Origin of the sequence: Azospirillum baldaniorum, from assembly GCF_003119195.2 — a bacterium.
Taxonomy (GTDB): domain Bacteria; phylum Pseudomonadota; class Alphaproteobacteria; order Azospirillales; family Azospirillaceae; genus Azospirillum; species Azospirillum baldaniorum.
Genome location: NZ_CP022254.1, coordinates 423,135 through 436,583 on the forward strand (window position 1 = coordinate 423,135; position 13,449 = coordinate 436,583).

The 13,449-nt window shown below is 68.8% G+C and carries 12 protein-coding genes; 7 read left to right on the top strand and 5 right to left on the bottom strand.

The annotated features are described in order from the left end of the window. The first annotated feature begins 6 nt into the window (after window positions 1-6). Together fdhD and Sp245p_RS16265 are read left to right on the top strand one after the other, a co-directional pair. On the top strand, window positions 7-792 hold the full coding sequence (gene fdhD, locus Sp245p_RS16260; RefSeq protein ID WP_014197170.1) for a formate dehydrogenase accessory sulfurtransferase FdhD: 786 nt from the start codon (window positions 7-9) through the stop codon (window positions 790-792). Window positions 793-815: 23 nt separating this feature from the next. Then, the gene (locus tag Sp245p_RS16265) at window positions 816-1,046 is read left to right on the top strand and encodes a formate dehydrogenase subunit delta (protein WP_014197171.1); all 231 of its coding nucleotides are present in this window, start codon (window positions 816-818) and stop codon (window positions 1,044-1,046) included. Between the two features lie 223 nt (window positions 1,047-1,269). Here the strand turns inward: Sp245p_RS16265 and Sp245p_RS16270 are convergent, their stop codons facing one another. After that, on the bottom strand, window positions 1,270-1,707 hold the full coding sequence (locus Sp245p_RS16270; RefSeq protein WP_014197172.1) for a MarR family winged helix-turn-helix transcriptional regulator: 438 nt from the start codon (window positions 1,705-1,707) through the stop codon (window positions 1,270-1,272). Between the two features lie 336 nt (window positions 1,708-2,043). On the opposite strand from Sp245p_RS16270, the gene rimO reads away from it, so the two are divergent. Then, window positions 2,044-3,417: a 30S ribosomal protein S12 methylthiotransferase RimO gene (rimO, locus tag Sp245p_RS16275; protein ID WP_014197174.1), complete on the top strand. Its 1,374-nt coding sequence runs from the start codon at window positions 2,044-2,046 to the stop codon at window positions 3,415-3,417. Window positions 3,418-3,485: 68 nt separating this feature from the next. On the opposite strand, the gene Sp245p_RS16280 is transcribed toward rimO, so the two are convergent. The 4 genes from Sp245p_RS16280 to Sp245p_RS16295 all read right to left on the bottom strand — a co-directional run bounded on the left by Sp245p_RS16280 (window position 3,486) and on the right by Sp245p_RS16295 (window position 6,952). Then, a complete protein-coding gene (locus tag Sp245p_RS16280; protein WP_014197175.1) occupies window positions 3,486-3,821 on the bottom strand; it encodes a tRNA-binding protein in 336 nt (111 codons plus the stop codon). Between the two features lie 127 nt (window positions 3,822-3,948). After that, window positions 3,949-4,377, bottom strand: coding sequence for a phasin family protein (locus Sp245p_RS16285; RefSeq protein ID WP_014197176.1), 429 nt, complete (start codon window positions 4,375-4,377; stop codon window positions 3,949-3,951). 137 nt (window positions 4,378-4,514) lie between these two features. Beyond that, window positions 4,515-5,249 carry a TetR/AcrR family transcriptional regulator gene (locus tag Sp245p_RS16290; protein WP_014197177.1) on the bottom strand — a complete coding sequence of 245 codons (735 nt, stop codon included), beginning with the start codon at window positions 5,247-5,249 and terminating at the stop codon, window positions 4,515-4,517. Window positions 5,250-5,305: 56 nt separating this feature from the next. Beyond that, the gene (locus Sp245p_RS16295) at window positions 5,306-6,952 is read right to left on the bottom strand and encodes a phospholipid carrier-dependent glycosyltransferase (RefSeq protein ID WP_244439450.1); all 1,647 of its coding nucleotides are present in this window, start codon (window positions 6,950-6,952) and stop codon (window positions 5,306-5,308) included. Window positions 6,953-7,098: 146 nt separating this feature from the next. Between Sp245p_RS16295 and hflX the strand changes: the two genes are divergently transcribed. The 4 genes from hflX to Sp245p_RS16315 all read left to right on the top strand — a co-directional run bounded on the left by hflX (window position 7,099) and on the right by Sp245p_RS16315 (window position 13,366). After that, the gene (gene hflX / locus Sp245p_RS16300; protein ID WP_014197179.1) at window positions 7,099-8,505 is read left to right on the top strand and encodes a GTPase HflX; all 1,407 of its coding nucleotides are present in this window, start codon (window positions 7,099-7,101) and stop codon (window positions 8,503-8,505) included. A 134-nt stretch (window positions 8,506-8,639) separates the two neighbouring features. Further along, window positions 8,640-9,062, top strand: coding sequence for a DUF2934 domain-containing protein (locus tag Sp245p_RS16305; RefSeq protein ID WP_014197180.1), 423 nt, complete (start codon window positions 8,640-8,642; stop codon window positions 9,060-9,062). 166 nt (window positions 9,063-9,228) lie between these two features. Next, window positions 9,229-11,094, top strand: coding sequence for a dihydroxy-acid dehydratase (gene ilvD, locus Sp245p_RS16310; RefSeq protein ID WP_014197181.1), 1,866 nt, complete (start codon window positions 9,229-9,231; stop codon window positions 11,092-11,094). A 367-nt stretch (window positions 11,095-11,461) separates the two neighbouring features. Then, window positions 11,462-13,366: an ATP-binding protein gene (locus Sp245p_RS16315; RefSeq protein ID WP_041812252.1), complete on the top strand. Its 1,905-nt coding sequence runs from the start codon at window positions 11,462-11,464 to the stop codon at window positions 13,364-13,366. Window positions 13,367-13,449 lie beyond the last annotated feature (83 nt).

Sequence of the window (13,449 nt, forward strand, 5' to 3'; positions counted from 1 at the left end):
CCAGCCATGCTCACCCACGCCCATTCCCTGCCGGCCAGCGGCACCGGTTTTCCGGAAGCGGCCAATCAGGCTGACGTGACGTGGCTGGTCGCCGAGGAGACTCCGGTGGCGTTCGAATACAACGGACGCTCCCACGCCGTGATGATGGCGACGCCCGCCGATCTGGAGGACTTCGCGCTGGGCTTCAGCCTGTGCGAGGAAATCGTCGGCAGCGCCGCCGACATCGACCGCATCGACGTCCGCCCGGTGGAGGACGGCATCGTCCTGTCCATCGAGGCCGACCCGTTGCGTCTTCTGCGCGGCTCGCTCCGCCGCCGTTCCATGGAAGGGCGGAGCGGCTGCGGCCTGTGCGGGATCGACAGCCTCGCCAACGCGGTGCGCGAGCCGCCGCGGGTGACGGCGGGCTTCACCCCGTCGGTGGAGGCGGTGGCCGCCGCCTTTGCCACCCTGCCCGACCACCAGCCGATGAACCGCGCCAACAAGTCCCTGCACGCCGCGGCCTGGGCCGGGCCGGACGGGCGCATCGTGATGGCGCGGGAAGACGTCGGGCGGCACAACGCCCTCGACAAGCTGGCCGGCGCGCTGGCCCGTGCGGGAACCGACCCATCCGGCGGCTTCGCGGTGATGAGCAGCCGCTGCAGCTTCGAGCTGGTCCAGAAGGCCGCAACCATCGGCATCCCCATGCTCGCCACCATTTCCGCCCCCACGGCGCTGGCGCTGAAGCTCGCCCGCGCCGCCGGCATGACGCTGGCCGCGCGCGCGCGCGGCAACGGCGTCATGCTGTTCCGATAAAACGCTATTCCGGGAGCCGACCCATGGACACCACACGCGAACTCGTCCGCATGGCGAACCAGATCGCCAGCTACTTCCAGTCCTACCCACAGGACGAGGCGGTGACCGAGACCGCCGGCCACATCCGCGCCTTCTGGGAACCCCGCATGCGCCAGCGCCTGCTTGAGCACAGCAGCGCCGGCGGCGAGGGGCTGCACGAGATCGTCACCCAGGCGGTCGAGCGGCTGAAGGGGCCGGCGGCGGGGAACGCATAGGAACACGTTGCCCCACCCCGGCCCTCCCCCGCTGACGCAGGGGAGGGAGAAATTGTCCCCTCCCCTGCGTCAGCGGGGGAGGGTTAAAGCGGATTGCAATCCGCTTTGGACCGCGCCGGCGGTCCCGGTCGCACATGCAACCGGAGCCCGCCGGCGAATGAGGCGATATGAGTCTAAAGCGAACGGAAGTTCGCTTTAGGGAGGGGGCTCGTGCCTGTCCTCCCTACGCCCGCTGACTCAGCAACCCCTTGAGCACGCGCGACAGCAGATCCGCCAGTTGGAACTGCTCCGGCCCCGGCAGGGCCGCGATGACCGCGGCGAAATCCTTCAACGGGTCGTATTCAAGAAGGGCCAGCGCCTTCTCCGTGGGATGAAGCTGCACGACGCGGCGGTCCTCCGGCACCGGGACGCGCGTCAGCAGTTCCTTCGTCACCAGAACTTCGACCATCTGGGACGCCGCGCCGCGGGTCGTCGCGTGAAAGTCGGCGAAGGCGGACACCGTCCGCTGGCTGTCGTTGGCGCGCGCGAAGTAACGCAACGCCGTCCACTGCGACGGTTTCAAGCCCTGCGTATAGCCCATGCTGTCGGCGATGTGGCCGATGTGCATCATGACCTCGGCAATCGCTTGCGCCGAAGCCAGGGACGGCGGGCTTTTCGACATGGCAGCGGGGTCTCGACAGTTGACAGAATAAACAAGCGCGGCGCAGCAAATGCCGGCAGCGAGTCTGTACGTTTCAGAGACTATACGAACACCAAACTAACATACCCCAGTAGGCAAGTCCATGACTCCCCACCCCCGACGACGAGCCGCACACTACGGTATCGGGAGGGTAAACGAAACATTGACCTCAAACCTCATTCAGCACAAGGTGTCGCACCCCCCTGTGGCGCCGTGCGGATTGCCGGACCGGTGCGGAGACAACGCAGGGCACCTACCACCTCGTGTCGGGGCTGCGCCGCGCGTTTTGTCTGGCGTTGCGCCGCGACTCGCCTATATATGCGCGCCATGACCAGCACGCCCCCGTCCATTCCCGGTTTCAAGACCAACCCGGCTTCCTCCCCCAAGGTGGGGATCGTCAGCCTGGGCTGCCCCAAGGCGCTCGTCGACTCCGAGCGCATCCTCACGCGCCTGCGCGCCGAAGGCTACGAGATCTCGCCGTCCTACGACGGCGCGGACGTCGTGCTGGTCAACACCTGCGGCTTCCTCGATTCCGCCAAGAAGGAATCGCTGGAAGCCATCGGCGAGGCGATCAAGGAAAACGGTCGGGTCATCGTGACCGGCTGCATGGGCGTGGAATCGGACATGATCCGGCAGGTCCATCCGGACGTGCTGGCCGTCACCGGCCCCCACCAGTACGAGCAGGTGGTCAACGCCGTGCACGACGCCGTGCCGCCGGTCCACGACCCCTTCACCGATCTGGTGCCGCCGGAAGGGCTCCGGCTGACTCCGCGCCATTACGCCTATCTGAAGATTTCCGAGGGCTGCAACAACCGCTGCAGCTTCTGCATCATCCCGTCCCTGCGCGGCGATCTGGTCAGCCGTCCGGTCGCTTCGGTCCTGCGCGAGGCGGAGAAGCTGGCGACCGCCGGCGTCAAGGAACTGCTGGTCATCTCCCAGGACACCAGCGCCTACGGCGTCGACCGCAAATACGCGGAAGAGGACTGGTACGGGCGCAAGGTGAAGGCCCGCTTCATCGACCTCTGCCGCGAGTTGGCGAACTTCGACGTCTGGGTGCGCCTGCACTACGTCTACCCCTACCCGCATGTGGACGAGGTGATCCCGCTGATGGCGGAGGGCCGCATCCTCCCCTATCTGGACATCCCGTTCCAGCACGCCTCGCCCACCGTCCTGAAGGCCATGCGCCGCCCGGCGGCCCAGGAGAAGCAGCTCGACCGCATCCGGAAGTGGCGGCAGGAATGCCCGCATCTGGTTCTGCGCTCCACCTTCATCACCGGCTTCCCCGGCGAGACGGAGGAGGACTTCCAGTTCATGCTGGACTGGCTGAAGGAAGCGCAGCTCGACCGCGTCGGTTGCTTCAAGTACGAGCCGGTCGAGGGCGCCACCGCCAACGACCTGCCCGGCGCCGTTCCGGAAGAGATCAAGCAGGAGCGCTGGGAGCGCTTCATGGAGACCCAGAAGGCGATCAGCGCCGAGCGGCTCCAGCAGAAGGTCGGCTTCACGCTGGGCGTCCTCATCGACGAGGTCGACGAGGAGGGCGCCATCGGCCGCTCCTACGCCGACGCGCCGGAGATCGACGGCAACGTCTTCCTGAACGGCGAGACGAACGTCAAGCCGGGCGACATCGTGGACGTGACCATCGAGCACGCCGACGAATACGACCTCTGGGGCTCCGTCGAGCGCGCCGAGTAAGGCGCTTCGCCCAAAAAACAAAAGGGCCGGGACGGCAACGCCTCCTGGCCCTTTTGCTGTTTGCAGCCTCAGTACAGCCGGCCGCCGTTTGGCACGCCCTGCCCCGGCCCGACCAGCACCACTTCGCCGTCCGCGTCGGGCAGGCCCAGGCACAGGACCTCGCTGGTGAAGGGGCCGATGCGCTTGGGCGGGAAATTCACCACCCCCAGCACCTGCCGGCCCACCAACTCGTCGAGCGTGTAGTGGCGGGTGATCTGGGCGGAACTGCGCCGGGTGCCGATCTCCGGCCCAAAATCGATGGTCAGCTTGTAGGCCGGCTTGCGTGCCTCCGGGAAGGGCTCCGCCGCGGTGATGGTGCCGACGCGGATGTCCACCTTCAGGAAATCGTCGTAACTGATGGTCACGGGTCTCGTCCCTGCCCTGTTGCGGTCTTGCGGGCAAGGCTAGCACCGGCGGCGCCGAAGCTGAAACGCGAAAGGGCCGCCCCGGTGGGCGGCCCTTTGCGGCACGTCTCCCCGATGGGAGAGGAGCTTACTTCTTGGCGATGGCGGCCTTAACCTCGTCCAGGCTCTCCGACACGCGCTTCGACAGCACGTCGGCGGCCTCGGTGTTGGACTTGGCAACCAGCTCGGCCAGTTCCTTGATGTTCGACAGGGCCTTCTCGAAGGCGACCTTGACCAGCTCGGCCTGCTTGGCGGCCTTCTCTTCCGGCGTGCCGGCGGCGGCGACCTGGTTCACATAGCTGCCGGCCTCCTCGACGGAGGAACGGACGATCTCGGCCTGGCGGCGGAGCACGGCCTGCAGACCCTCGATCGCGAGCTGGTTGGCGGCGGTCACCGCCTCGATGTTCTTGCGCTGGCTCGCCAGGATCGACTCGACGTCGAGGCCGGGCACCTTGTAATCGCCCAGCACCTTGGACAGATCGAATTCGAGGAACGGGTTACCGGTCTGCTTGGCCATGGTTCTCACCCCCGACGAAAGGATTCATTAGGCGTGCTGCGGCGCAGCAAACCTGTGGCGCGACTATGCAGATTGCCAAAAAGATAGTCAACGCCCTTGTGCGTCGCACCAGGGGCTACACTGCGTCCTACGGAACCTCAACCGGTGGACGCGCTTCCTGGTTCCCTGGCCGGTTCCGCGGCGCCTTGCGGGGCTGTGGGCGATTCGGTTGTGGAGGCACGTCCGGATCTGCGGCGTAATGCCCCAGCCCAGCGTTCCGCCCGCCGCAGCTCGGAATCGAGCGCCGCCATGGTCCGCGACAGGTCGGCGCTGTCGTCCTCCAGGAAGACGCGCATGACCCGCGCCTGCACCGCGCCCAGCCCGGCCACGAGCAGGGCGCCGCCGGTCCGTTCGGCCTCCACCCCGGCGGCGCGCAGCATCCAGGCCATCGACCGTCCGAAATGGCGGGAGAAGGCAAGCGCGGTCAGCGGCTCCCGCCGCAGGTCGCGGACGACCGAGCGCAACCCGTCCCGGTAGGGCAGCAAAGCGTCGTAACGGCGCATCACCACGTCGAAGAGCCGGTCGCGGGCGCTCTCGTCCGGACCGACCGGGGCATCGTCGGCAAGGACCGCGGTGTCGGCGACCCGCGACACGGCGGCCAGCACATCGGAACGGGAGGGAAAACGGCGGTAGAAGTCGCCGGGTGGCACCCCCGCCGCCCGCGCGATCGCCAGCAGGCCGGTGTTGCGCCAGCCCCGCCCGGCGGCGAGCCGCATCGCCGCGGCGGCCACCCGCTGGTCCAAGTCATCGGCGCCTTCCCCTCCCGCAGCGTGCTCCGCGGTGTCGGGGGCGTCCGGATCGGTCTTCCAGGGGGTGTCGGCGGTGTCGTCCATGGGGTCGAGCCTCGTGGTCAGCCTATCCCCATGATGTGGGACGCCCGCGCCGCACCTCAACCGGGGCGGCAGAAGGGGAAGGGCTCGACCCGCTTCATATAGGTGGGTATCCAGCCGCACTGGCCGGCGGGGTTGGGCAGGCGGATGGCCTCGATGGCGGGCCAGACCTGGGCGACCACGACCACCAGCGCCACCATGCCGAACATCCAGCGGCGCGTCCGGGTGCGCTCCAGAAAACCGGGCAGGCGCAGCAGCACCCAGGCCGCGGCAAGCCCCATCAGCGGGTCGGTGTAGGCGGCGTAGGCCCGCTGAAAGCCGCGCAGGGAGAAGAGCGTCTCCAAACCCCAGGCAACCAGCAGCAGAAGCGCCGCCTGTGCCGCGGTCACCCGTTCCCCCCGGCGCCACAGGACGATGCAGCCGCCGATGATGAACCACTCCACCACGACGGTCTGCGGAATGTTGTCGGGGTGGAAGACGATGGTGCGGATCGCCAGCGTGCGCCACAGCCCCTTCGCCAGCAACGTCACCAGCCCCTCGGAGAGCACCTGCTCCTGCCCCTGCAGCGCCGCCTGATGCTTCCAGGTGGTGAAGACGAACATGTGCTCGATCAGGTTGGCGACGGCGATGACGTTCTGCTCGTGCGGGCGGATCGTCAGGGCGAGCACGCCGAGCGCCAGCCCAAGGGCGACCGCCGCCATGGCCGCCACCGCGTAGGACAGGCGCACCCGCCACACCGCCGCGTAGACGGCCATGCCGAGAAACACCCAGCCGACGATGATCCCCTGATAGACCCCCGACAGACCACCCCCAACCGGCCGGTAGGGGTAGAGCGACTGGCCAGCGCTGGCGATGCCGTGCTGGATCAGGGCCGCCGCGGGCAACGCCGCCGCGCCCGCCGCCAGCGCCAGAATGCCGGCGGCGATCCAGTGGCGCCCGCCGTCCCCGGTGAAGCGGCGCCCGAAGGCCAGCGCGATCACCGGGATGCCCAGCGCCAGGAAGATCGCCTGGATCTTCGTCACCACCGCCAGCCCGGCCAGCAGACCGGCCAGCCCGAGAAGCAGAAGGGGACGCCAGCCCGGAGCGGTGCGGATGGCAACCAGCACCAGAAGAAGCGCCGTCACCACGAACGAGGCCGACAGCAGATCGGTGCGCATCTGCCGCGCCTGGGTGGACAGGCCGATGCCGAAGGCCATCACCACGGCCGCCAGGAAGGCCACCCGACGGTCGCCGACCAGCGCGCGGACGAGGTTGGCGTAGATCAGCGCAAAGCCGGTGGTGACGAGGATGGACAGAGCCCGCCCGGCCTCCACCAAATTCTGCCAGGCCGCGTTGTAGGCTGCGGTGTCGGCGGCGGGCGGCAGGCCGGAGAGGGTGATGACCGGCATCAGGCCAAGCGCGTGCAGCAGCCGGTACCAGACCTCGATCACCAGGAAATAGGTGTAGCCGGGGTGGTCGAAATACTCCTGGGGCAGCCCCTCGCTGAACAGCAGCCCGTGATAGGCCAGCACCAGATCCTGGTCGGCGTGCGACCAGTAAGGGGTGCGGAAGCCGATCGCCAGGGCCGACACCACCATCACCGCCGCCAGCGCCACGCACAGCCCCCACCAGGGCCAGCGGTCCAGCACGCCGCTGCCGGGCACTCCGGCGGACCGGTTGGGCATGACCGTATGGGGTGAGGCGGCGCCGCGGTCAAAGGATGACATGATGGGAGTATGTCCAGAGGTTACACGCCACCGGTTTGTGCACGATTCCGGACGGTTTTGGAACCGCAGCAGCGGCGCGCTGTTTTTTGCGGACCTGCAACTCTTGATCGCTCAACCCCATCGCCAGAAGGAACGGTGCCAGCCCGATGCCTGATTCCGACGACCGCCCGTCACCCCGTTCCGCCGCCTCGGTTTCCCGCAGCGTCCAGGGCAACGATCCTGACCGGGCGGGTCCGCCCTCCGCCGGCCGCGCCCTGGTCATCCTGCCGGTCCTGTCCACGCACCCCGACGATGGAAACGCCGCGGCGCGCCAGCCAGACGCGCGGCTTTCAGAAGCGATCGCGCTTGCCCAGGCCATCCGCCTGGAGGTGCCGCACGCCGAGGTGATCCGCGTCGCCCGCCCCGACCCCGCCACCCTGTTCGGGCGCGGCACCGCCGATCGGATCGGCGGCATGGTGGAGGCCTTCCACGCCGATCTCGTGGTGATCGACCATCCGCTCAGCCCGGTGCAGCAGCGCAATCTGGAGCGCCGCTGCATGGCCAAGGTGATCGACCGCACCGGCCTCATCCTGGAGATCTTCGGGGAGCGCGCCCACACCCGCGAGGGCCAGTTGCAGGTCGAACTGGCCGCCCTGACCTACCAGCGGTCGCGGCTGGTCCGGTCCTGGACCCACCTGGAGCGGCAGCGCGGCGGTTTCGGCTTCCTGGGCGGCCCCGGCGAAAGCCAGCTCGAACTCGACCGCCGCCTGATCGCCGAGCGCATCAGCCGCCTGAAGTCGGACCTGGAGGAGGTGCGGCGGACCCGCAAGCTGCACCGCTCCGCCCGGCAGCGCGGCGGCACGCCGCTGGTGGCGCTGGTCGGCTACACCAACGCCGGCAAATCGACGCTGTTCAACCGGCTGTCCGGCGCCGGGGTCACCGCCGAGGACATGCTGTTCGCCACGCTCGACCCCACGGTGCGCCGGATCGCGCTCTCCTCCGGCAAGACCATGGCCCTGTCGGACACGGTGGGATTCGTGTCGGAACTGCCGACCCAACTCGTCGCCGCCTTCCGAGCCACGCTGGAGGAGGTGCAGGCCGCCGACCTGATCCTGCATGTCCGCGACGTCTCGCATCCCGACACGGCGGCGCAGAAGGCGGACGTGGATTCTGTGCTGGCAGACCTCGGGATCGATGCCGCCAACGACCCGCGGGTGGTGGAGGTTTTGAACAAGACCGACCAGATGCCGGCGACGGCCCGCGGCGCGCTCCACATGCGCCTCGCCAACCAGCGGATGATGGAGGGAGAGGAACGGGCCGTCGCCGTGTCCGCCCTGACCGGGGAGGGGCTGGACGACCTGCTGGATCTTCTGGACCGCCGCGTATCGGCCGAGCGGCAGGTGCTGGAGTTGAGCGTCAACCTGTCGGACGGACGCGCCCTGGCGTGGCTGTACGAGCATGGGCAGGTGCTGGATCGCCGGGACGAGGATGGGCAGGCCCATGTGCACGTGGCCTTGGCCCCCGCCGACGCCGCCCGCTTCGAAAGCCGGTTCGTCGGGCAGGACAGCCGTTGACGGGGCATCGCCCGCGGTTTGGTCGGTCGTTTCGGATGGTTTGAAACCACTGCCGCTCTCCTGCGTTGTGACGGGCAGGCCGGTCCGTGACCCGCCCGGTCCGTGATCCGCCATGACCAGGAGGAGGCAGCCCCATGAGCCAAAAGCCGGAACAGGATCGGGCCGAGCGTGTTCGCCGGCGCGCCCACGACATTTGGGAACGGGATGGCCGCCCCGACGGCCGGCATGACGAGCATTGGGCTCAGGCCGAAGCCGAGGTCGACGACGAGATCCGCGCCGAGCGGCAGAGCGAGGAGACGGAAAGCAGCGCGTCGGATGCTTCACCGAAACGGCGCTCGAAGCCGACCGCAGCGAAGCCGGCCCCCGCGAAACCCAAAGCCACGCCCAAAGCCACTCGCGGCAGCGGCACGCGGGCGGCCGCTGAGAATCTGTCAGCGGTGGCCGCCGGACGGACGGAGCAAACCGGAACGACCAAGACCGGCGGCCAGATCTCCCGCGGCGGGGCGGCCAGCGGCAAGCCGGGCAAGGCGTCGCGCCGGGATGCCTCGCGCGGCTGAGGGGGCGGAGCGCTCCCCCTCCCCGTTCTCCGCAAAGCTCCTATGCCCCGCCTGCCGGAAAATGGGACGGAAAAGGGAACGAGAGGTCTGGTTTCCGGTCTTCGGGATTGCTAGTGTTGCTGCCCCTGCGCATCCGCACGCAATGTTCGATCCCTGAGGTAGAGACATGCCGCATTATCGCTCCCGCACTTCCACGCACGGCCGCAACATGGCGGGCGCCCGCGGCCTGTGGCGCGCGACGGGCATGAAGGACGGCGATTTCGGCAAGCCGATCATCGCGATCGCCAACTCCTTCACCCAGTTCGTGCCGGGGCACGTCCACCTGAAGGATCTGGGCCAGCTCGTCGCCCGCGAGATCGAGAAGGCCGGCGGCGTCGCCAAGGAGTTCAACACCATCGCCGTGGACGACGGCATCGCCATGGGCCACGACGGCATGCTCTACAGCCTGCCCTCGCGCGAGCTGATCGCCGACGCCGTCGAGTACATGGTGAACGCCCATTGCGCCGACGCGCTGGTCTGCATCTCCAACTGCGACAAGATCACCCCCGGCATGCTGATGGCCGCCATGCGGCTGAACATTCCGGCGGTCTTCGTGTCGGGCGGCCCGATGGAGGCCGGCAAGGTCAACTGGCGCGGCAAGACAAAGGCCGTGGACCTGATTGACGCCATGGTCGCCGCCGCCGATCCGACGGTGAGCGACGAGGAAGCCGCGGTGATGGAGCGCGGCTCCTGCCCGACCTGCGGCTCCTGCTCCGGCATGTTCACCGCCAATTCGATGAACTGCCTGACCGAGGCGCTGGGGCTCTCGCTGCCCGGCAACGGCACCATCCTGGCGACCCACGCCGACCGCAAGGAGCTGTTCCTGGCCGCCGGCCGCATGGCGGTGGAGCTGTGCCGCCGCTGGTACCAGGAGGAGGACGCCACCGCCCTGCCCCGCGGCATCGCCACCTTCGAGGCGTTCGAAAACGCCATGACGCTCGACATCGCCATGGGCGGCTCCACCAACACGGTGCTGCACCTGCTGGCCGCCGCGCAGGAGGGACAGGTGCCCTTCACCATGGCCGACATCGACCGGCTGTCGCGCCGCGTGCCCAACGTCTGCAAGGTCGCCCCGGCGGTGTCCGACGTCCACATCGAGGACGTGCACAAGGCCGGCGGCATCTTCGGCATCCTGGGCGAGCTGGACCGCGGCGGGCTGCTGAACCGCGACGTCGCGACCGTCCACGCCAAGACGCTGGGCGACGCGCTGGACCGCTGGGACGTCAAGCGCACCCAGGACGAAGGCGTCCACACCATGTTCAAGGCCGCCCCCGGCGGCATCCCCACGACCATCGCCTTCAGCCAGGAGAAGCGCTGGCCGGAACTCGATCTCGACCGCGACAAGGGCGTCATCCGCTCCGTCGACAGCGCCTTCAGCAAGGACGGCGGCCTCGCCGTGCTGTTCGGCAACATCGCCGAGAAGGGCTGCATCGTGAAGACGGCCGGCGTGGACGCCTCCAACCTCGTCTTCGCCGGACCGGCCCGCGTCTTCGAAAGCCAGGACGCGGCGGTCGAGGCCATCCTGGGCGACACGGTCAAGGCGGGCGACGTGGTGGTCATCCGCTACGAAGGCCCGCGCGGCGGCCCCGGCATGCAGGAGATGCTCTACCCGACGAGCTACCTGAAGTCGAAGGGGCTGGGCAAGGCCTGCGCCCTGGTCACCGACGGCCGCTTCTCCGGCGGCACCTCGGGCCTGTCGATCGGCCACGCCTCGCCGGAAGCGGCGCAGGGCGGTGCCATCGGCCTCGTCCAGGACGGCGACCGGATCGAAATCGACATCCCCAACCGCAAGATCAACCTCGCCCTGTCCGACGAGGAGCTGCAACGCCGCCGCGACGCCGAGAACGCCAAGGGCGCCGACGCCTGGAAGCCGGCCAACCGCAACCGCGTCGTCTCGCCGGCCCTGCGCGCCTATGCCGCCCTGACCACCAGCGCCGACCGCGGCGCGGTGCGTGACGTGTCGCAGGTCGAAGGCATCGCCATGAAGCGCTGACGCGGCAGCGAAAGCGCAACCGAAGGAACCAGAACCTTCCGGTTAAGACTTTCGGCAAGGTTGTGAGTGCACAAGGCAATAACGAACGGCGCCCGGCAATCCGCGGCGCCGTTTCGCTTTCCGGACGCAATGGATCGCAGAGGGCCATGCGGCAGTATGTCTCCGATCCTCCCACCCCATCACCAAAAGAAGCGCAGGCCATCCGTTTCAAAATCTGCCATTGTCTTTCCGCATGTCCCGGCATGCCGAAACGGGATCTGTGTTCCCTAAGACCAACACCACGGGGAAACCGATGGCACAGCCGCGGTCCGTCGCTCGGGATGAAGCCGGGGCGCCACCCGATGGTGCCGCGTTCCGGCGCGCGCTGATGGACATCGCGGACGCGTTGCACCATGCCGAGGAAGGCATCGGCTCCATGCTTTCCCTGACCGCGGCGAACGAGGACGCCAGCCGCCTGATCGCCACGCTTGTCCACAGCCCCGTTTCCGCCGGTTTCAGCATTCTGCGCTGGCCGCAATCCCTGTTGCCGCCGCTGGGGGGACCGGACGATCTCGAAGCGGTGGCCGCCAGTCTTTTGCCATTGGCCGATGATCTTCCGGACAAGGCCCGTCAGAACATCGCCCTGGCCGCCGAACGCGGCGGTGGCGAGTTGGCCGGAGAGGCGGTCCGCAGCCTGTTGGGCCTTCCATTGCTTCAACCGCTCTGGCTGGGGCTGGACGGCGCGCAGAGGGCTGAATTCCACGTGGAGGGGCTGGCCGCCGCCCTTCTGGACCTGTGCTACGAACGCCCCATCCTGATCGTCGTGGAGAACGCCCAATGGACGCGCGGCCTGACCGGGGCTCTGCTCGATGCGCTCGGCAACGCCGTGGAGGACGCACGGCTGTGCCTGCTGGTCATCCGCTCTCCCGCAGCGTGCGAGCGGCCCAGAGGTTGGATGCCGCCCGGCACCGCACGACGCATCGTCCTGCCGGCACCGGACGGCGGGCCGACCGAGTCCGATGGCGCCGGGCGGGATGATCCGACAACGCACGCCGCCCTGTTGAACGCGCTGCGCCGCGACCGGCGGCCGGAACGGATCGAGTGGATGGCCCACCACGCCCCGTTGGCCGGCGATTGGGCGCTGGCCTGCGCCTGCGCACGGCACGCCGGACGACGGGCGGAGGCGGACTGCCGCCCCGCCGACGCCGCCCGTCATTACCGGGACGCGCTGACCGCGCTGGACCGGTTGCCCAAAACCCAACGGAACGCGCAACGCCGAATCGATCTGTGGACCGCTCTGACCCGCACCCATGCGCCGTCGGGCAGCGACGCGATCAAAGCGGCTGAAAAGGCCCTCATGCTCGCCGAAGACCTCGGCGACCGTTTGCGCGTTGCACGCGCCCTGTCGCTTCTGGCCACGCTGCGCTGGGCCGGTGGTGATCTGCCGGGGGCCCGGCGGGCCGGCATGCAGGCTCTGCGGATTTGGCGGCACACCGAAAGTCCTGGGCAACAGGTGCAAACGCTCATCAAGCTGGGCCGCGGCTTGACCGAAGAAGGCCGTTTCCGCCACGCCGACACCATCCTGCGCGCCGCCGCGTTGGCAGCCCGGGAGAAGGCGTGCCTCCTCCCCGGTCCGACCGCGTTGGCGCCGGTGTGCATCGCCGCGCACCAAGCGCGCTGCCGGGCGGAACTGGGCGAGCCGGAAGAGGCGCTGCGGCTGGCCCGAGCGGCGCTCGCCCAGGCGGAAGGCAGCGGTCACGCCCCATCCCGCGCGCTGGCCTGTCTGCATCTCGGCTGGGCCGCGTTGACCGCGCAGCGCTACGCCGTCGCTGTGGAGCCTCTGAAAAGGGCCGTTGTCATCACCGAAACGATCCGGCTGCACGCCTGCCAGCCGCTGGTCCTCGGTGCGTTGGGCTATGCCCTGGTCCGCACGGGAGCGCTCAACGATGGGGCGTCCCTCCTGCTGGGCAGCCGGGAGCACGCGCGGATGCTCGGCATCCGGCGCCACGAGCCGCAAATCCTGACCTGGATCGCCGAGGCCGCGCTGCTCTCCGGACAGCCGGAAGACGCCGTCCGCAACGCCCGCGACGCGGCCGGGAAAGCCGCAGCCTCAAGACAATCGGGCGACGAGGCCTGGGCGCGACTCGCACTGGCCCGTGGGTTGGCCGCGCAAGGGGATTTCGCTGCGGCCCTGCAGTCCTTGGACGCCGCCGCCCGCATCGCCGCACAACGCTCGATGGCGCCTCTGTTGGCGCAATGCGCCGATCTGCGCAAGACCGTAACGCCCGCATGAAGACCCCTGGCCAAAGGCCGCGCAATCCCTACGAAGATCGAATTTAATTTGTGAAGCACCCGCATAAAAGGCGGTGCGTTCGC